16 protein-coding genes are annotated in these 18,041 nt (G+C 73.6%); 6 read left to right on the forward strand and 10 right to left on the reverse strand.

Annotation, left to right across the window (positions count from 1 at the left end; genetic code table 11):
• Positions 1-9: 9 nt before the first annotated feature.
• Together ACIP82_RS20435 and ACIP82_RS20440 are read right to left on the reverse strand one after the other, a co-directional pair.
• The gene (locus ACIP82_RS20435; protein WP_400654923.1) at positions 10-732 is read right to left on the reverse strand and encodes a DUF4097 family beta strand repeat-containing protein; all 723 of its coding nucleotides are present in this window, start codon (positions 730-732) and stop codon (positions 10-12) included.
• 235 nt (positions 733-967) lie between these two features.
• Positions 968-1,798, reverse strand: coding sequence for an SAM-dependent methyltransferase (locus tag ACIP82_RS20440; RefSeq protein WP_400654926.1), 831 nt, complete (start codon positions 1,796-1,798; stop codon positions 968-970).
• A gap of 499 nt (positions 1,799-2,297) precedes the next feature.
• On the opposite strand from ACIP82_RS20440, the gene ACIP82_RS20445 reads away from it, so the two are divergent.
• Together ACIP82_RS20445 and ACIP82_RS20450 are read left to right on the forward strand one after the other, a co-directional pair.
• Positions 2,298-2,564, forward strand: coding sequence for a metal-sensitive transcriptional regulator (locus tag ACIP82_RS20445; RefSeq protein ID WP_363610377.1), 267 nt, complete (start codon positions 2,298-2,300; stop codon positions 2,562-2,564).
• Positions 2,565-2,996: 432 nt separating this feature from the next.
• Positions 2,997-4,325 carry a deoxyribodipyrimidine photo-lyase gene (locus ACIP82_RS20450; RefSeq protein WP_363610375.1) on the forward strand — a complete coding sequence of 443 codons (1,329 nt, stop codon included), beginning with the start codon at positions 2,997-2,999 and terminating at the stop codon, positions 4,323-4,325.
• 76 nt (positions 4,326-4,401) lie between these two features.
• Here the strand turns inward: ACIP82_RS20450 and ACIP82_RS20455 are convergent, their stop codons facing one another.
• Positions 4,402-5,262, reverse strand: a complete 861-nt coding sequence (locus ACIP82_RS20455) for a DUF4328 domain-containing protein (protein ID WP_400654928.1) — start codon at positions 5,260-5,262, stop codon at positions 4,402-4,404.
• Positions 5,263-5,505: 243 nt separating this feature from the next.
• Between ACIP82_RS20455 and ACIP82_RS20460 the strand changes: the two genes are divergently transcribed.
• Positions 5,506-5,919: an SsgA family sporulation/cell division regulator gene (locus ACIP82_RS20460; RefSeq protein WP_363610371.1), complete on the forward strand. Its 414-nt coding sequence runs from the start codon at positions 5,506-5,508 to the stop codon at positions 5,917-5,919.
• A 149-nt stretch (positions 5,920-6,068) separates the two neighbouring features.
• Here the strand turns inward: ACIP82_RS20460 and ACIP82_RS20465 are convergent, their stop codons facing one another.
• The 4 genes from ACIP82_RS20465 to ACIP82_RS20480 form a co-directional block, all read right to left on the reverse strand.
• Positions 6,069-6,557 carry an ATP-binding protein gene (locus tag ACIP82_RS20465; RefSeq protein WP_363610369.1) on the reverse strand — a complete coding sequence of 163 codons (489 nt, stop codon included), beginning with the start codon at positions 6,555-6,557 and terminating at the stop codon, positions 6,069-6,071.
• A 244-nt stretch (positions 6,558-6,801) separates the two neighbouring features.
• Positions 6,802-7,194, reverse strand: coding sequence for an STAS domain-containing protein (locus ACIP82_RS20470; protein ID WP_363610367.1), 393 nt, complete (start codon positions 7,192-7,194; stop codon positions 6,802-6,804).
• 120 nt (positions 7,195-7,314) lie between these two features.
• On the reverse strand, positions 7,315-8,265 hold the full coding sequence (locus ACIP82_RS20475; protein WP_363610365.1) for an RNA polymerase sigma factor SigF: 951 nt from the start codon (positions 8,263-8,265) through the stop codon (positions 7,315-7,317).
• A gap of 100 nt (positions 8,266-8,365) precedes the next feature.
• On the reverse strand, positions 8,366-9,460 hold the full coding sequence (locus ACIP82_RS20480) for a mechanosensitive ion channel family protein (RefSeq protein ID WP_400654932.1): 1,095 nt from the start codon (positions 9,458-9,460) through the stop codon (positions 8,366-8,368).
• A gap of 318 nt (positions 9,461-9,778) precedes the next feature.
• Between ACIP82_RS20480 and ACIP82_RS20485 the strand changes: the two genes are divergently transcribed.
• The 3 genes from ACIP82_RS20485 to ACIP82_RS20495 all read left to right on the forward strand — a co-directional run bounded on the left by ACIP82_RS20485 (position 9,779) and on the right by ACIP82_RS20495 (position 14,024).
• Entirely contained in the window at positions 9,779-10,225 is a 447-nt protein-coding gene (locus ACIP82_RS20485; RefSeq protein ID WP_363610361.1) for an SRPBCC family protein, read from the forward strand.
• 294 nt (positions 10,226-10,519) lie between these two features.
• Positions 10,520-11,962, forward strand: a complete 1,443-nt coding sequence (locus ACIP82_RS20490) for an endonuclease/exonuclease/phosphatase family protein (protein WP_400654935.1) — start codon at positions 10,520-10,522, stop codon at positions 11,960-11,962.
• 85 nt (positions 11,963-12,047) lie between these two features.
• Entirely contained in the window at positions 12,048-14,024 is a 1,977-nt protein-coding gene (locus ACIP82_RS20495) for a phosphocholine-specific phospholipase C (RefSeq protein WP_363610357.1), read from the forward strand.
• Positions 14,025-14,268: 244 nt separating this feature from the next.
• On the opposite strand, the gene ACIP82_RS20500 is transcribed toward ACIP82_RS20495, so the two are convergent.
• The 3 genes from ACIP82_RS20500 to ACIP82_RS20510 all read right to left on the reverse strand — a co-directional run bounded on the left by ACIP82_RS20500 (position 14,269) and on the right by ACIP82_RS20510 (position 18,034).
• Positions 14,269-15,501 carry an aromatic acid exporter family protein gene (locus ACIP82_RS20500; RefSeq protein ID WP_363610355.1) on the reverse strand — a complete coding sequence of 411 codons (1,233 nt, stop codon included), beginning with the start codon at positions 15,499-15,501 and terminating at the stop codon, positions 14,269-14,271.
• Between the two features lie 84 nt (positions 15,502-15,585).
• Positions 15,586-16,320 (reverse strand): polyprenol monophosphomannose synthase, encoded by a 735-nt coding sequence (locus ACIP82_RS20505; protein WP_363610353.1) that lies wholly within the window; start codon positions 16,318-16,320, stop codon positions 15,586-15,588.
• Between the two features lie 133 nt (positions 16,321-16,453).
• Positions 16,454-18,034: a N,N-dimethylformamidase beta subunit family domain-containing protein gene (locus ACIP82_RS20510; RefSeq protein WP_400654938.1), complete on the reverse strand. Its 1,581-nt coding sequence runs from the start codon at positions 18,032-18,034 to the stop codon at positions 16,454-16,456.
• Positions 18,035-18,041 lie beyond the last annotated feature (7 nt).

Genomic DNA, 18,041 nt, shown 5'->3' on the forward strand with positions numbered 1-18,041 from the left:
GCCCGGCCGTCAGGAGGTCCGGACGGTGATGCCCCCGTTGGAGGTGCGGAGGTCGAGCCGGTACCGGCCGTTCGGGTCGTTGCCGACACCGATGTTCTTGCTGCCGTTGTCGGTGTCGGCCGAGACCTTGTAGGCGTCGGCCGGGACGGTGAGGGCGATGCCGCCGTTGGAGGTCTTCGCCTTCACGTCCTGGGCCCTGACCGGGGTGAGGTCGATCCGGCCGTTGCTGGTCTCCGCCTGGACGTGGTCGCCGTTCAGCCCGGTGCCCTTGATCGCGCCGTTGGTGGTCCTCACCTCGGCCGGGCCGGCCACGCCGTCCAGGGTGATGCCGCCATTGGTGGTGGACACGTTCACCTGGCCGACCTGGGAGAGGCTGATCGCCCCGTTCGAGGTCTGCCCGCTGATCGGCAGCCCGGCCGGGAGCTCCACGGTGTAGCCGACCGAGCAGTGGCGTCCGCAGCCGTGCAGGACCAGCGCGCCGTTCTCCACCGTGACGGTGGTGCCGGGCTTGTCGCCGGAGTAGTCGACCGAGCGGTGGACGGAGACCGTGTCGGCTCCGGCCCGGCCGTGCAGGGTGACGCTTCCGGTGGTGCTGTCCAGCCGGACGGAGGTGATCTTCTCCGGGATCGCGGAGTCGTCCTTGAAGTTCTTGTCGGGTGAACAGGCGCTGAGTCCGCCCACGGTGATCCCGGCGAGCACGAGGGCTCCGACGTAGCGGCGCTGCTGGCGCATTCCTCTACCCCACATCTGAGAAAGTCGCTGGTGAAGGCCCCCCTGTGGAGCCGGTTCGAGTACGGTATCCCGGTGCTGACGGTCCGGGGCATGGGGCTAACCCCCCGATCCCCGCTGGGGATTACTGGCGCGTTGGGGTGGTGCGGAGTGCACCGGCTGGACGGCCTGTCCGACGGCTTCGGCGGGGCCTCGCCGCGCGCCGCTCGGGGCCCCTACCGCTCGGGGCCCGTGCCGCCTACGCCTTGCGCGCCAGCGCGCCGTACATGCTGACCCGCTCCGCGCCCTCGCCGGGAGCGCCGTCCGGCCGCCAGAGCGGGACGGTGACGACTCCGGGGTCCAGCACCTCGAGCCCGTCCAGGAACGCCTGGACCTGCTCCCGGCTGCGGCCGACCAGTGGGGCGGTGGCCCTGTCGTAGACCCCGGTGACCCGGTCGCGGACCTCGGCGGGGATGAAGTCGGCCGTGCCGTGCGACAGGATCAGACAACTGCCGGGCGCCAGTGCGTCGAGCAGCGTGTGCACCACCTCGTACGGCCGGTCCTCGTCCCGCAGGAAGTGCAGTACGGCGGCGAGGACCAGTGCCACCGGGCGTCCGAAGTCGAGCAGGTGCTCGGCCTTGGTGGCGGCGAGGACGTCGGCCGGGTCGCGCAGATCGGCCTGGAGCACGGCGGTCCGGCCGAGGGGCGTCCCGGCCATCAGGGCGCGCGCATGAGTCAGCACGATCGGGTCGTTGTCCACATAGACGACCCGCGATCGCGGATTGACGGTCTGCGCGATCTCATGGGTATGGCCGGCCGTGGGGATACCGGTGCCGATGTCAAGGAACTGGTCGAGGCCGAGGGCCGCCGCCGTCCGCACCGCCCGGTGCAGAAAGGCCCGGTTGGCCCGTGCGGTGGACCGGAACTCGGGGTTCGCCGCCAGCGCCCGTTCGGCGGCGGCGCGGTCGGCGGGGAAGTTGTCCTTCCCGCCCAGGTAGTAGTCGTACATCCGGGCCGGATGCGGGATCTCGGGGTGCAGATCGGCGGGGACGGAGGGCTCACCGTGCTCCCGCATCGTCTCGTACTCCACCGTTGCCTCCCCGCACCTATGATCTGATGATCTATTGGCGGACAGCCTAGGTGTTCAGGTGGATCCCCGTGCACGGATGGTCACTTCACCCGCTGTTGTGCGGAAATGGCTCACTTGCCTCATATGTGACGCCCCTTCAGCGGCCACCGGGCGCCGGGCGTCGGTGATCGGCCCACCGTCGGGGACGGTCACGCGCGGGCGCGGCGGCTCGTCCGCGTTCTCGGGGTGGGCGGGACGTGCGCCATGGATCGTGGATGTCATGAGTGGTCCTCCCTGTCGATCCGGACGCCGGGCGGCCCGGATGTGCGTTCGGGTGACTCAAGGTAGATTGACTGTCGCTCTCCGCGCACGCGATTTTTCCGCTTTCACCTGATCGGGTGAGCCCGTGCTCGTCGGGCGAGCCGGGCCCTGCCCCGGAGCCGGTCCTTTGCCGCAAGGGCCGCGATACCCCGCCGGGTACACTGGGGGACTGGTCATCACCATGAAAGGCGGCCCGGACATGCAGGTGGACGAGGAAGCGGTCGGAGCGGTCCTGAACCGCCTCCGCCGGGCGCAGGGCCAGCTGGCCGGAGTGATCGCGATGATCGAGGCCGGTCGGGACTGCAAGGACGTCGTCACCCAGTTGGCGGCGGTCTCACGGGCCCTGGACCGGGCCGGGTTCAAGATCGTGGCCAGCGGCATGCGTCAGTGCATGGCGGCCGCGGACACCGACGCCCCGCCGATGAGCGAGGCCGAGCTGGAGAAGCTCTTCCTCACCCTGGCCTGACCCGGCCCGCCCCGGGCGCCGGCCCCGCATCCGCCGATCCGGACCGGCCGGTACACACCCGGCCGGTCCGTCTGCGGCGACCACCGTGCGACGGGCTCGGTACAGGGGGCGGCGGCCCCCGGTGCCGGTGCGGCCCGGGGAGGTCATGGCCGGACGCCGCCCGGCCGAGCTGCGCCCGCCCTCGCAGGGGCCCGCGACGACGAGACGACCGCCGCCGTTCCGGCAGACCCGTCCGCACCGTCGCCGGCTCCGAACAACCGCCGGACGACGGCCCGGTACCGGCCCGTCGTCCGGCGCGCCGCCCTGCCGTGTGCCCGGCCGGGTGACAGGCTCACATGCCTCGCCGTGGCGCCCACCCAGGGCGCCGTCCCCGCCGACCCCCGACCCCGACCCTGTTCCGGAACCGTCACCACAACCACCGGGCCGCCACTGATGACCGTCTCTATCGCCCTGTTCACCCAGGACCTGCGCCTGCACGACAACCCCGTGCTCCGGGCCGCCGCCGACGCCGCCGACGAGGTCGTGCCGCTGTTCGTCCTCGACCCGGCCGTCGCCGCCGTGGGCTTCGCCCCGCCCAACCGGTCCGCCTTCCTCGCCGACTGCCTCACCGACCTGGACGCCTCGCTGCGCCCGCTCGGCGGCCGGCTGGTGCTGCGCGGCGGCCCCGTCGCCGCCGAGACCGCCCGCCTCGCCGCCGAGGTGGACGCCGTCTCGGTCCATGTCGCCGCCGGTGTGAGCGGCTTCGCGCACCGTCGCGAGCAGGCCCTGCGCGAGCGGCTCGGCGAGCGGCTGCGTGTCCACGACGGTTCCCTGACCGTGGCCGTGCCGGGCGCGGTGACCCCCGAGGGCAAGGACCACTACGCCGTCTTCACCCCGTACTTCCGGGCCTGGCAGCAGACCCCGCGCCGCACCCTGCACCGGGTGCCGAAGGTGCTGCGCACGCCCGACGGGATCGCGAGCGAGCCCGTCCCGGTCGCCGCCCCCGACTCGCCGGGCCTGCCGCCCGGCGGCGAGAGCGCCGGGCGGCGGCGGTGGCAGGCCTACCCGCTCGAACAGTACGGGGACCTCCACGACGACCTCGCCGCCGACGGCACGTCACGTCTCTCGCCCTACCTGCACTTCGGCTGTCTCTCGGCCGCCGAACTGGTCGCGGCCGCCGAACGCCGGGGCGGCAGCGGCGCCGAGGCGTTCGTACGGCAGCTGGTCTGGCGGGACTTCCACCACCAGGTGCTCGCCGCCCGCCCGGAGGCCGCGCACCGCGACTACCGGCCCCGGGGCGACCGCTGGCTGCCCGACGACGAGGAGTGCGAGGCCTGGCGCCAGGGCCGGACCGGCTTCCCGCTGGTGGACGCCGGGATGCGCCAGCTCGCCGAGGAGGGCTGGATGCACAACCGCGCCCGGCTGGTCACGGCGTCCTTCCTGGCCAAGACCCTCTACAAGGACTGGCGGATCGGCGCCCGCCACTTCCTGGACCTCCTGGTCGACGGAGACCTGGCGAACAACCAGCTCAACTGGCAGTGGGTGGCCGGTACCGGCACGGACACCCGGCCCAACCGGGTGCTCAGCCCCCTCGCCCAGGCCGACCGGCTGGACCCGGACGGCGCCTACGTCCGCCGCTGGGTGCCCGAGCTGGCCGGGCTCGCGGGCCGAGCCGCCCACCGGCCGTGGCGCCTCGACCCGCCGCCCGCCGGCTACCCCGCCCCGATCGTCGACCCGGACGCCGTCTCCGCCCGTCTGCGCCACGCCCGCGGACTCGGCTGAGCCCGCCCGTGCCGCCGGCCCGCCGCGCCGGCCGTCGGACACCCCGGGGCGTTTGCGGCGGAGCCGTGGTCCCGGCTCAGCGCGGCGGCTCGGCGGCTGTGGGGCCGGCGGCGGCCGCCCCTGCCGTACCGACCCCTGCCGTACCGACCCCTGAGGTATCGGCCGCCGTGGGGCCGGTCGCCGCCGCCACTCCGTGCCCCGCGACCGCCCTGACCGCCAGGGCGGCGGCGAACGGATCGATCATCGTCCGGCGGGCCTGCTGCATCGAGGTCAGCCGGTGGACGACGACGATCGCCAGCACGGCTGCCACCAGGCTGATCGTCTCCCCGACGGCCTCCAGGAGGACCGCACCGCGCACGATGTCCAGATCGGACGAGTCCGCGAGGGTGTTCGAGATCCGCCCGATCACCAGGGAACCGACCCAGGCCGACCACCACAGGGTCAGGATGGTCTGCGGCATCGTGCGCCGCCGGCCGTCCGCCGCCGGCGGGGCGCTCGCCTGCCAGCAGTCCACCATCAGCCGCCAGGGGAACCACAGGTGGACCAGCGGGGTGATCCAGGCGCCGATGGTCCAGCCCTTGCCGAGGCGGTGCCCGTTCGGAGTCAGCAGGTCGGCGTTCTGCCGCACCCGGTAGAACCAGATGACGAACACCACGGCGGTGGCCACCATCGCCAGGGCGGCGAGCCCGCTCAGCCCGTCGGACAGGGTGCTCAGGGTGTCGAGCAGGCCGCTGTCGACGTCGTCCGTCCCGTCGATCAGGCGGCCGTAGAACGTGTGGGCCCAGAGATCGGTCGCGACCAGTCCCAGGGAGATCAACCCGTCGAGGCCCAGCAGAACGAAGAGCGCCACCGCCAGGCCGTGCGGCGAACGGTACGCCGCGGGCCACTCCGGCGCCGCCTCCGCGCAGCCGAAGCAGCGCCAGTTCCCACTCGCCACGGGGCGCACCCCGCAAGCCACACACATCATCAGACCGTCAACTCCTGGACCGTCGCGCGCTCTCGACGCGCGAACCGGTGAGACCATCGCCCCGACCGGGGCGGGCCCGCCGACTCTATGGGGTTGCTGCACTTCGGTGCCATCGAGAATTCCCAGCTCAGCGGCGGTATCAACGCAAGTCCGACAGATCGCGCCCGACACCGGGCGGGCAGCGGATTCACGACCAGGGAGGGCGGGCGCACCGTGGCCCAGATCATCGAGGACTTCATCGAGGCGTGCATCGTCGGGCCGCGACCCCGACCGGTGCTGATGGCCGTGCGGTACGACCCCGGCGACCCTTTCGCGCTCTCGCTCGGCTTCGGGGCCAACGCCTCGGCCGAGCCGGAGGGTTCACTGTCCTGGACGGCCGCCCGAGAGCTGTTCGGTACGGGGCTGCGCGCGCCCGCCGGTCTGGGCGACCTCCGGGTCGGGCCGTGGTCGCCCGACCTGGTCGGCGTCGAGTTCCACGGGGACGAGGGCTGCGCCGTGGTGGTGCTGCCGGCCCGGGACCTCGCCGATTTCCTCGCGCGGACGTACGACGAGGTCGCGCCGGGCGCCGAGCACCGGCTCGTCCGGTGGCCCGACACGGTGGCCGAGCTGGTGGGGGAGTCCGGCTGAGCGGCCCCGGAGGACGGCCGTGCGGCCCGGGGCCGGTGACCGCCCCGGGCCGCCTCGGCGTGCGCTCCGTACGAGCCCGAGCCGCCCAGCCCGAGCGCGCCCCCGAGTAGCCGGTCGGAACACCCGCCCCGGGCGTCCTGACCGTTCGTTCAGCGGTCGGCCGCCAGGCCCGGGGCCAGCCGCCGGGCCTCGACCTCGGCCCAGACCGCCTTGCCCCGGGCGTGCCGATCGGCGCCCCAGCGGTCTGCGGTCCGCTGCACGATCAGGAGCCCGTGGCCGCCCGGCAGGCCGGGCCGGTGCGGCAGCTGCGGCTCCGGCAGCGCGGCCTCGCCGTCGCTCACCTCGATCCGCAGGCGTTCGCCGGTGGCGTCCAGCAGGAGCTCCAACGGGCCGCCGCCGTGCATCATGGCGTTGGCCACCAGTTCGGCCACGAGCAGCATGACGTCGTCGACCACGTCGGGGTCGGCGCCGTCCTCCGGAGTCAGCCACGACCAGTCGGCGAGCGCCTGCCGGGTGAACGCCCGGGCACGGGCCACCGGTTTGGGGAGCCCGGCCAGCAGCAGCCGCCGTCGCTGGCCGGCCGCCGGCGGGCCGACGCCGGACCGGCTGTCGTCCAGGGTGCCCCGGCCCCTCGTCATATGCGGTTCACCCCTTCGTGCTCTTCGCGGTGAGCGTGCCTCGCGACGGGTGTCCTCCGCACTGGGTGCTCTCCGCCGTGCATGCTCTTCGCGGTCGCAGGTCGTCTGGTCGGATTCCCGGGTGGCCCGGAGTTATTCCTGGAGCGGCTGATTCGATCGCCGCCCGCCCGGCGGCGAACCGGAGCGGCGCGGTGGCACCTGCCGAAGGGCCCGGGCGCGACGCGACCGGGCAGCGTCCCGCCGTTCACGCGGCGAGCGCCGCGCCGACCGACTCGTGGATCGAGAACACGGCGCCGGCACCGGTCAGTTCCAGGACCCGGGCGACCGGCGGGGCGATCGCCGCGAGCCGGAACCCGACCCCGGCCGCGTCGGCGGCCAGACGGGTCTTCAGCAGCAGATTGAGGCCCGAGGAATCACAGAAGCCCACGGCCTCCAGATCGACCACCACCAGCGCCGGGCGCTGCTTCACCAGCGAGGCCAGCGCCTCCTCGGCGGGGGACAGGCTGTCGATGTCGAGGTCGCCCGCCACCGCGCAGACCGCCGCCTCGGCCCCGGTGTGCCGGACCTCGACGGTCAGCGCGGCCGGTACGACGGGCGCGGCCGTCGCCGTCGGGTACTGCTCGTGATCGACTGGCATGGTTGTCGTCTTTCCCCTCCAGAGAGTGCCCTCCGACCTTACGCGGGGGAAAGCCGGCGGCCAAGGCGCGGGGGCCGCCGGACGGGCGTCCCGGCCGCGAGGCGGCCGGGACACGTTCGTTCAGTCCTCGTCCAGACCGTCGCGGAGCCGCTTCAGCGTCCGGCTCAGCAACCGGGAGACATGCATCTGGGAGACCCCGAGCCGGGCACCGATCTCGGACTGGGTGAGTTCCTCGACGAACCGCATCGAGAGGATCAGCCGGTCGCGATCCGGCAGCGCGGCGACCAGCGGCTTGAGCGAGACCAGGTCTTCGACCTTCTCCAGCCTGCTGTCGTCGTCACCGAGCCGGTGCAGCAGGGAGCCCTTGGAGTCCTCGGACGGGTCCGTGCTCATGTCCAGCGAGCCGACGGTGTGCCCGTTGGCGGCGGTGAGTCCCTCGATCACCTCCTCCTGGGAGAGCGAGAGGTGCCCGGCCAGCTCCGCGACGGTCGGCGCGCGGTCGAGTCGCTGCGACAGCAGCTCCTGGGCCTTCGCCAGGGTGAGCCGCAGCTCCTGCAGCCGGCGCGGGACGTGCACGGCCCAGGTGGTGTCGCGGAAGTGCCGCCGGATCTCGCCGAGGATGGTGGGCAGGGCGAAGGTGGTGAACTCCACCCCGTGCTCCGGGTCGAACCGGTCGATCGCCTTGATGAGGCCGATGGTGCCGACCTGGACGAGGTCCTCCTGCGGTTCGCGGCTGGAGCTGAACCGCCGGACGGCGAAGCGGACCAGGGAGAGGTTGAGCTCGATCAGGGTGGCCCGGACGTAGGAGTACTCCCGGGTGCCCTCCTCCAGCCCGCCGAGCCGCCGCATCAGTGTGCGGGTCAGCGCGCGTGCGTCGGCCGGCGCGACCTCGCGCGGCGCCGTGATCTCCGCGATCTCCGGAATCTCCGCTGTTCCGGGCGTCCTGGGCGTCCCGGGGCTCTCGGGCCTCGGTCCGGGCACTCCACCGCCCGGACCCGCGTCCCTCGTCCGGGCCTGGCTTTCGGCGAACGAGTGCGCGGGGGCGAGGAGGGCATCACTGGGCGCAGCCATGTCGGTCCTTTCATCGGTTCCGCGACGGTCCGTGCCCCTGTACCCGCGATGTCCGAGGTGATTCCTCCCGGCGGTGTGACGAAGTCGTGAAGGAGATTTGTCACATTCCGGGGCGCGGGTCCTCACACTGGTCGGCCGCCGTCGGGCACGGCTCCCCGGGCCGCCCGGCGGCGGGCGCCACCGGCACCCGCGGGAGCGCGTGCGGATGGTGTTCGTGGACGTGCGCGACCAGGTGCTCGCGGACCTGGCAGCGCAGCTCGAAGGCGTCGTCGGCGTTGGCGGCGGTCATCAGGGCGCGCACCACGATGGTGGTCGGTGTGGTGTCGACCACCTGGAGGGCCCTGCCCTCACCGTCCCAGAGCGCGTTCTTGGCCAGGAAGTCGTCGAACACCATGCGCAGTGCGGCCACCGGAGCGCTGTGGTCCAGGTGGATCAGTGCCGTCCCGGTGATCCGGCTGGTCCGGCGGGACCAGTTCTCGAACGGCCGGCCCGCGAAGTAGGACATCGGCATGACCAGCCGTCGCTGGTCCCAGGTGGCGACCACCACCGAGGTGAGGGTGATCTCCTCCACCGTGCCCCACTCCCCGGCCACCACCACGACGTCACCGATCCGGACCAGATCGCCGAAGGCCATCTGGACGCCCGCGAAGAGGTTGGCGAGGGTGCTCTGCGCCGCGATCCCGGCGACCACACCGACCAGTCCGGCGGAGGCGAGCAGGCTGGTCCCGAGGCCGCGGACGGCCGGGAACGTCATCAGCATCGCCCCCAGGGCGACCACCGCGACGGCCGCCTGGCAGATCCGCCCGAGCAGTCCGGCCTGGGTCCGGGCCCGGCCCGCCCACGCGGGGTCGCGCCGGCGGACGGCGAGGTGCAGCGCGCCGTCCACCAGCAGCCGCACCAGGCGCGCGGTGAGCCACGCGCAGGAGGCGATGGCGGCGAGCACCAGCAGATGCCGGACGGCCCCGTGGACCGCCGGGGCCGCGCGCACCCACGGCTCTCCGGCGAGGATCAGCCCGCAGGCGGTGGCCGCGAGCAGCGGCGGACGGCAGCCGCGCAGGAGGGCCGGCACCCGGCCGGTGTGTCCCCGCGCGGCCAGCAGGCGGGCGACCGCCTCGGACGCCAGGTTCAGGACGTAGGCGGCGATGGCCGCCGCCGAGGCGACGGCGAGCAGGCGGACGAGGCTCCACCCCTCCACACGGATCCCTCCTTCGGACGCGCTCGGGATGCTCCGGGTGGCCCGCCCGCTCCGCAGCCGCCGCGGGGGAGCGGCCGGGCCGGGCGTCCGCCTGCCCGCTGCGCCGTCGTTCACGCCGGTCCGGCCGGAAGTCCCGGTCCGGCGGGCCGGTCCGATGGACCGTCCGGAGCCGGTCAGCCTCGGTGCCGGTCCGTTCCGCGGCCGGGCACGCCGAAACCGGGTACACCGAAGCCGGGCATGGTCCGGCCCGGGCGGGGCAGGCGGTTCGGCGAGCGGCCGCCGGACGGTGGCCGGTACCTCGGGAGGAAGGGACGCACGATGACGAAGATCGAGGAGTCGGTCCAGGTCGACGTGCCGCTCTCGGCGGCGTACGAGCAGTGGACCAGGTTCGAGGAGTTCCCCCGGTTCATGCGGGGTGTGGTCAGTATCGAGCGGCGGAGCCCCGGGCTGACCCGCTGGGTGGTCGGTGTGGCCGGGGCACAGCGGGAGTTCGAGGCCCGGACGACGGAGGTGGTGCCGGACGAGCGGGTGGCGTGGGCCACCGTGGCCGGCGAGGTCCGTCAGGCCGGGGTGGTGACCTTCCACCGGATCGGCGAGGGCACCACGAAGATCATGCTCCAGCTGGACGTCGAGCCGCACGGACTGCTGGAACGGATCGGCGAGGCACTGGGCTTCGTGGACCGTCAGGTCATCGACGATCTGCACGACTTCAAGCGGTTCGTCGAGGAGGGGCGCGGTCACGGCGGTCCGGCCCCGGCCGGCTGACCGGCGGCCGCCGACCGGTGCCGGTCCACCCGGTCCACCCGGTCCACCGGACCCACTTGGTCCACTCCGCCCGGCCGCGTCCCGTCGGCCCGGCCGGGCCGGAGTTCCCGCACCGCCCGATGTTCCGTCACACCTCGTTCATGTCCTGGTCGCCGGCCTTCGGATGAATGGGGCCCGCCCCCAGTTGTACAGCCAACTGTGGGCAGCCCTACCCAGCCTCCGTGACCAGCCGCGGACGGGCCCCGGTCCCCGCCCCCCCGCGGACCGGCCTCCCGAGCGGCGGACAGGACAACCGTGGCCACAGGCAGCGCCCTGGCGCTCACCTCCTCCGCCGACCCCTTCGAGGGCGACAAGCTCACCTTCCACTGGACGACCGACGCCCCCGACGCCAAGAACTGGGTCGGCATCTACGACGGCACCCGCCGGCCCGGCAACGGCGGCTCGCTGCTCTGGAAGTACACCGCCGCGGCGTCCGGCGACGTCCAGCTCGACACCTCCGCGCTGACCGGCGGCCCCTACACGGCCTACCTGCTGGCCAAGGACGGCTACGGCATCCTGGCGCAGACGGCCCCGTTCAGCTTCCGGCCCAAGCCCGTCGTGGTCCGCCCGCACAGCGCGGTCGACGCGCTCACCACCGCCCCCGCAGCCCCCGGCGCCGCCGTCACCGTGAAGCTCGGCGGGCTCTGGTCCCGCCCGGCCGGCAACCCGGCCGGCACCGCCGCGTTCCGCAAGGTCAGCGGCCCGGCCTGGGCCTCCGTCGGCGCCGACGGCACCCTGACCGGCACCGCCCCCGCGGCATCGAAGAACCCCGAGGTGGTGGTCGTCGGCGTCAAGGACAGCGCGGGTGCCACCGACACCGTCACCGTGCAGATCCCGGTCGCCGACCCGGCCGGGCCGCTGCTCCTCAAGGCGGCCGGCTGGAACCTCTGGGACGCCGGCACGCACTCCACCGACGCGCTGGAGAAGCAGCTGCGCGTGGTGCTCGCCCAGGGCCTGGACGTGCTCGCCCTCCAGGAGACCGGTGGCACCGCGGCCCGGGCGCTCGCCGACGCGCTCGGCTGGTACGCCTACCAGAGCCCGGGCAGTGTGGGCATCCTCAGCCGCTACCCGCTCACCGCCGTCACGCCCGTCACCGCCGCGCTGCCCGCCGCCGGTGTCACCCTCCAGCTGCCCGGCGGGCGGACCGTCCGCTTCTGGGCCGCGCACCTGGACGAGGCGAACTACGGTCCCTACGCCGTCCAGGACGGCCAGAGCGCCGCCCAGGTGACGGCCGCCGAGAACGCCTCCGTCCGCCTCCAGCAGACCAGGGCGCTGGCCGCCGCCGTCCGGGCCGACGCCGCCGGGCGCACCCCGGTCGTCCTCGCCGGGGCGCTTTCCTCGCCCTCGCACCTGGACTGGACGGCGGCCACCGCCACCGCGCACGGTGGCGTCGGCCCGCTCGCCTGGCCGGTCACCACCGTGCTCCAGGCCGCCGGACTGACCGACACCTTCCGCGAGGAGAACCGCAACCCGGTCAAGGCCCCCGGCTTCACCTGGTCGCCGGTCCGCAAGCAGCGCGGCGGCCGGCCCGAGCCGCAGGACCGGATCGACTACGTCCTGTACACCGGCTCGTTGAAGCTGGTCGAGGCGCACACACTGGTCGCCGACTGGCCCGCCACCGGCACCGACCCGGACGCCGTCGCCGCCAACCAGTGGCCGTCCGACACGGCCGCCGCCGTCGCCACCTTCCGGCTCTGAGCACTCCGCAGCTCTGACTGCCCACCCGGCACGGCCGGTTCACACGGCCCAGCCGGTTCCCACAGCTTCGAGAGGCCAGTTCGTCATGTCCGATCTCTCCCGCCGCACCTTCGTCGGCGCCACCGCGGCCGCGGGTGCGGCCGCCGTCGTCGGCCTCCCGGCCGCACCCGCCGGCGCCGCACCCACCGCGGGCCGGCTCACCGGCACCATCAAGGACGTCAGGCACGTCGTCGTGCTGATGCAGGAGAACCGCAGCTTCGACCACTACTTCGGCACACTGGCCGGCGTCCGCGGCTTCGGTGACAAGCAGGCGCTCCGCTTCCCGGACGGCGGCGACGTGTTCCGCCAGCCCGACGCCCGCCGCAGCGACGGCGGGGTGATGCTGCCGTACCGGATGGACACCTCCAAGTACAACGCGCAGAACGCCGGCGGCCTGCCGCACGACTGGGCCACCGGCCACCAGGCGATCAACAACGGCGCGATGGACAAGTGGATCGCCGCCAAGGGCGAGCGCACCATGGGCTACTTCACCCGGGACGACATCCCCTACCAGTACGCCCTGGCCGACGCGTTCACCCTCTGCGACGCCTACTTCACCTCCCTCGCCGGGCCGACCGACCCCAACCGCCTCTATCTGTGGACCGGTACCGCCGGGCCGGGACGGGACGGCACCACCGGCCCGTGGATCGACAACACCCCGGTCACCGACAACCCCGTCGCAGACTGGACGACCTACGCCGAGCGGCTCCAGGAGGCGGGCGTCTCCTGGCGGGTCTACCACAACCCCAGCAAGGACGACCGCACGGGCGACTACGACGACAACGCGTTGTCGTACTTCAAGCAGTTCCACAACTTCCCCGCCACGGACCCGCGGTACATCAACGCGATGACCAGGTTCGACCCGGCCGCCTTCGACGCCCACTGCAAGGACGGCACCCTGCCGACCATCTCCTGGCTGGTCGCGCCCTACCTGTTCTCCGAACACCCGGAGGCAGGCCCGGCGTACGGCGCGCACTGGGTCAACACGGCGCTCCAGTCGCTGATGTCCAACCCGGAGGTGTGGCAGCACACCGTCTTCCTGGTCATGTACGACGAGAACGACGGCTACTTCGACCACATGGTCCCGCCCACCCCGGAGCCCGGCACGCCCGAGGAGTTCACCCAGGGCCGGGCGATCGGCCTCGGCAACAGAGTCCCGCTCTGGGTCATCTCCCCGTGGTCGCGCGGCGGTTGGGTCAACTCCCAGGTCTTCGACCACACCTCGGTGCTGCGCTTCATGGAGCTGGTCACCGGTGTCACCGAGCCGAACATCTCGGGCTGGCGCCGGGCCGTCTGCGGCGATCTCACCAGCTGCTTCGACTTCGCCGCACCGGACCTCTCGATACCCGGGCTCCCCGACACCAACGCGCTGATGGCCAGGGCCGACGCGGGCACCAAGCTGCCGGGCGTCGCCCTGCCCGCGGCCGGCGCCCAGTCCATGCCCGTCCAGGAGCGCGGCGAACGCCCGCACCGCCACCTGCCGTACCAGCCCTGGGCCGACGTGGACGTGGACCGCAGGACCGGCAGGGTCACCTGCACCATGAGCAACGACGGGACGGTCGCCTTCCCTTACACCGTCTACCCCAACATCCTGCTCCCGTTCGCGGGCACGCCCTACACCGTGGCGCCCGGTGCCACCGCGACCCACGTCTGGGACGCCGCCGGGACCAACGGCCGCTACGACTTCACCGTCCACGGCCCGGACGGCTTCGTCCGCCGCTTCGCCGGCACCGTCGTCCGCGACGGCCAGGACGGCCAGAACGACATCGGCGTACCGATCGTGACGGCCGACCTCGTCAACTCCTCCCGGCTGACCCTCCAGTTGGTCAACGACGGCCTCACCGACCTCGGCTTCACCGCCGCGCCCAACGACTTCGCGGGCACCGCGCAGACCGTCTGGGTCAAGCCCGGCAAGCAGGTCAACCTGGCCTGGCCGCTGGACAAGCAGGGCCGCTACGACGTCGTCGTGACGGCCGCCACCGGCCTGCGCTTCACCCAGCGCTACGCGGGCTGGGTGCACTGAGCACGGCCACGGCCGGGGGCGCCGAACGCGGTGACCCCCGGCCGTGGCCCGGCCGCCCGGCCGTGGCCCGCCGCCGGCGTCGAAGCCATGCGGAGGATCACCAGCCCCTGCCCGCCGCCGGACTCGCCGACGCCGAGGCCGGCTGGTCGGTGGTGCTCTCCAACCTGAGGACCTGCCTCGAAACCGGCCGCCCCTCCCGCGGGAGCCGTGGCCGATGCCCCGGTCGGACCGACCCGAGGTGCCGTCATCGCCTCGCCCGGGCCGGCCGCAGCCGCTCGCCGCGGACGATCCGGCGCAGCCAGGCGAGTCGGGAGAACCGCTCCCGGCTCGCGACCGAGGCCCGGTCCAGTTCCTCCATCAGCCGCCGGCTGCGGTGTTCGAGGTCGAGTTCGTCCAGGATCCGGTCGACCTCGGCCAGTATCGCGCCGTGCAGCTGCCAGGCCTCCGGGTGGTCCTGGACCTTGCGCAGCAGCATCTGGGCCACGTTCTCCCGGCAGGCCCAGGCGGCGGCCAGCTCGGCGCCGAGCCGCTGCTCGGCCTCCTCGGCGTTGCGGCTCACCTGGGTGGTGACCAGCACCGCGAAGCTGACCAGCGCGCCGCCGACGTGGTCGAGCAACTCCTCCAGCCCGACGGCCACTTCCTGCGGGAACAGCCGTTCGCCCGGAGCGCGCCGCTTGGCCAGATCGGTGAGTGAGCGGGCCAGCACCCGGATCACGACCACGCAGATCTCAAGCGTGTCCAGTCCGGTACGCAGCACCAGCCGGGAGAGCAGGCCCTCGCTGATCCGGGGGTTGAGGCGCAGGCTGTCCTCCGCCTGCCGCAGCGCGCCGTCCACGTCCGCGATGGCCTGGTCGAGCCGGCGGGCCTCGTGCAGCCGTTCGGCCGCGCGCTCCACCGGGGTGGGCCGGCCGAGCTCCTCGGCGATGCCCAGGAGCAGATGGCGGGCGCGCCGGGCCAGGTCCTCGATCGACTCGCCCGCCGTGTCCACCCAGACCGGCGGGGCGAACAGCAGGTTGAAGAGCAGACCCACCGCGGCGCCGATCACCGTCTCCAGCACCCGGTCCCAGGCCTGCGAGGCCAGCCGGGTCACCCCCAGGACCAGCATCGCGCTGATCGCGACCTCGTTCACGAACTCGTCCACCCGGACGAACTGGCCGATCGTCAGCGACGCCAGGACGATCAGCCCCAGGCTCCACCAGGAGAGCCCCGTCACGGTGCTGAACCCGATCGCGATCAGCACCCCGACCACGACCGAGTTGACCCGGCGGATGCTGGTCGTCAGCGTGGAGTAGAGGGTGACCTGGACGACCAGCAGCGCGGTGAGCGGCGCGGTCAGCGGGGCCGGTTCGCTGCTCAGCCGCACCGCGACCGCGTACGAGAGGGTCGCGGCCACCGTGGCCCGGACCGTCAGGACGACGGCGGGTTCCCTGGCACGGCGCCGGACCGCGGTGACGAGGGGTTCCGGGAGAACGGGCATGCCGCCCTTCTTTCCCGCTCACCGCGCCTTACACCGCGGATCGGCCGACCGGTACCCGAATGCCCCGGCCGTGGCCCGCGTCGGTCAGCGGCGGCCGTCGCGCAGCAGCCTCCAGGGCGCGAGCGCCGACTCGACCTGCACCCCGAGGCTCATCTTGGACGCGCCCTTGACCCGCTCCTCGAACCGGATCGGAACTTCCCGGATCCGCAGCCCCCGCTGGACGGCGCGGTAGTTCATCTCGACCTGGAACGAGTACCCGTTGCTGTTCACGGACGGCAGGTCGATCGCCCGCAGCGTGTCGGCGCGCCAGGCCTTGAACCCGGCGGTGGCGTCCTTGACGCCCAGGCCGAGTATCGCGTTGACGTAGAAGTTCGCCCAGGCCGACAGCGCCTTCCGGTGCCACGGCCACTCCTCGGCGGTCGAGCCGCCGGGCACGTAGCGGGAGCCGAGCACCACCGCGGTGTCGTCGGCGAGCAGGGTCTCCACCATGACCGGGAGCACCGAGGCCGGGTGGGACAGGTCGGCGTCCATCTGGATCACCACGTCGGCCCCCTCCGCGAGGGCCCGGCCCATGCCCGCGAGGTACGCCCGCCCGAGGCCGTCCTTCCCGGTGCGGTGCAGTACGGCGATCGTGCCGCCGGAGTCCGCCGCGAGCTTGTCGGCGACCTCGCCGGTGCCGTCCGGCGAGTTGTCGTCGACCACCAGCAGGTGCAGGTTGGGCAGTTCCAGCTCCGCGAGCAGGCCGGCGAGGACCGGCAGGTTCTCCCGCTCGTTGTACGTGGGTACGACCACAACGACCTTGGGGGAGGCCTCGACCATGTTCTGTCCCTCGCGCGATCTCCGGCCGGGGCCCTCGCCCCGTCGGACGGTTGTCCACTACGGCCGTGCGAGTCTAAGGCGTGTCCGCGCCACGGCCGCGCGTGCCCCGTCCCGGCCCTGCCCCCGGCCGGTCTCACTCCCGGCCGTACACGGCCCGGACGTTGTCCCGGGCGGGGCGGGCGGATCCGGCCGGGCCCGCCGCGAAGGCGCGCAGCACGTTCTCGGTGACCTTGCGGACCAGGTCGCCGGCCCGGGCGTCGATGCCGTGGTCGGCGCTGCTGCCGCCCGGCCCCCGGGCGTCCAGGGCCTCCACCCAGCGCATCGTCCCGGTGGCGAACACCCCGGCGCCGCCCGGCAGGGTGGAGTAGGCGGTGTCGGCGAACGAGCGCCTGCCCTCGCAGACCACCGGGGAGTGCGCGAGGATCTCGATCGGACGCGGCGTCGGGAAGGCCGTGTTCACCCGGTCGTACTCGACGCCGACCAGGTGCGGGAAGGACGCCCCGGCGGCGGCGCCCGTCCCCTCGAAGACCCAGTGCCCGGGGGAGCCGACCACGTACGGGGCGTCCACCGGGTAGCCGTCGTAGATCACGCCGAGCATCGAGCTCTCCGGGTCGGCGCCCGGCCCCGCCCGGAAGTCCGTGGTCGCAGGCGCGCCCGCCCGGTAGCCCGGATCCTCCTGCCAGGCGTCCTTGTAGCAGACCACCACCCGGTCCGGGCCCAGCTCCGACGGCTCGAAACGGACCCGGCGGTAGCAGCAGTTGGCGCCCAGGACGGCCAGGTTGGTCCCGGCGTCCCGGGCCGCGGTCACCTGTGCGCGCTGTTCGGGGGACCAGTACTCGTCGTGGCCGAGCGAGAGCACGGCGGTGGCGCCGCGCAGCAGCCCTGGCTCCCGGGCGACGTCGATCCCGGTGGTGTACGCCAGCGGGATCCCGAGCCGTTCGGCGAGCGCGATCAGCGGCGCCTCGTAGACCAGGAAGAGCCCGGCCCCGTGGTCGTAGTCGTACGGCCGGTCGAAGGTGACGCGCAGCGAGCGGGTGGCCAGCCCGCCGGTCGGCCCGTTGTAGAGGCTGTGGCCGCCCCACTCGTTGTACGCCTGCCAGGTGGCGGGCGCGCTCATCACCACCGTCCGCCCGGCCGTGGCCGCCGAGCGGACGGTGAGCGGGACGTACCGCTGCCCCGATCCGTCCTCGGCGTCCAGCCGGAGCAGATAGGCGCCCTCCGGCCAGCCGGCGGTGTCCACCGCGAGGGTGCGCCGCCAGCCGGTCAGCACCGTCCTGGTCGGGCCGTCGACCCGGGGCGCGGCCTGCCGGGCGCCGGGCACGTGCGCACGGCGCCAGACCAGCCGGGCCCGCGCACCGCCGTACCAGCCCATCCGGTACGCCGACACCGTGAACGCGGCGGCCGCGGTGGAGACATGCAGCCCGAAACCCTCGCCCGGCAGCACGCTCACCCGGTCCGCGAACCCCTCGATCGCGTGGGCCGGGCCCGGGTTGGTGACCTCCCAGTCGGCCGAGCCGGGAGCCGAGTTCTCCGACGGGAGACCGGTCCGCGCGGGCTCGGGACCGCTGCTCGGTGAGCCGGCCGAGGGCTGCGGGTCCGGGTCCGGCCGGCGGGTGCCGCATGAGCAGACACCGGCCGCGGCGGCCAGTCCCAGCCCCAGAAAGTGCCGCCTGCTCCCGGGCGTTCGCCGCTCCGCCACTACCGTCTCCCTCATGTTCGCG

It is taken from the genome of Kitasatospora sp. NPDC088548 (assembly GCF_044753005.1).
Classification (GTDB): Bacteria; Actinomycetota; Actinomycetes; order Streptomycetales; family Streptomycetaceae; genus Kitasatospora.

Coding starts and splice junctions, on each gene's coding strand:
- ACIP82_RS20510 (WP_400654938.1), bottom strand. CDS start 18,034: ATGAGGGAGACGGTAGTGGCGGAGCGGCGAACGCCCGGGAGCAGGCGG.
- ACIP82_RS20465 (WP_363610369.1), bottom strand. CDS start 6,557: ATGACGAGGGGCCGGGGCACCCTGGACGACAGCCGGTCCGGCGTCGGC.
- ACIP82_RS20445 (WP_363610377.1), top strand. CDS start 2,298: ATGCAGGTGGACGAGGAAGCGGTCGGAGCGGTCCTGAACCGCCTCCGC.
- ACIP82_RS20505 (WP_363610353.1), bottom strand. CDS start 16,320: ATGGTCGAGGCCTCCCCCAAGGTCGTTGTGGTCGTACCCACGTACAAC.
- ACIP82_RS20500 (WP_363610355.1), bottom strand. CDS start 15,501: ATGCCCGTTCTCCCGGAACCCCTCGTCACCGCGGTCCGGCGCCGTGCC.
- ACIP82_RS20475 (WP_363610365.1), bottom strand. CDS start 8,265: ATGGCTGCGCCCAGTGATGCCCTCCTCGCCCCCGCGCACTCGTTCGCC.
- ACIP82_RS20495 (WP_363610357.1), top strand. CDS start 12,048: ATGTCCGATCTCTCCCGCCGCACCTTCGTCGGCGCCACCGCGGCCGCG.
- ACIP82_RS20470 (WP_363610367.1), bottom strand. CDS start 7,194: ATGCCAGTCGATCACGAGCAGTACCCGACGGCGACGGCCGCGCCCGTC.
- ACIP82_RS20485 (WP_363610361.1), top strand. CDS start 9,779: ATGACGAAGATCGAGGAGTCGGTCCAGGTCGACGTGCCGCTCTCGGCG.
- ACIP82_RS20450 (WP_363610375.1), top strand. CDS start 2,997: ATGACCGTCTCTATCGCCCTGTTCACCCAGGACCTGCGCCTGCACGAC.
- ACIP82_RS20435 (WP_400654923.1), bottom strand. CDS start 732: ATGCGCCAGCAGCGCCGCTACGTCGGAGCCCTCGTGCTCGCCGGGATC.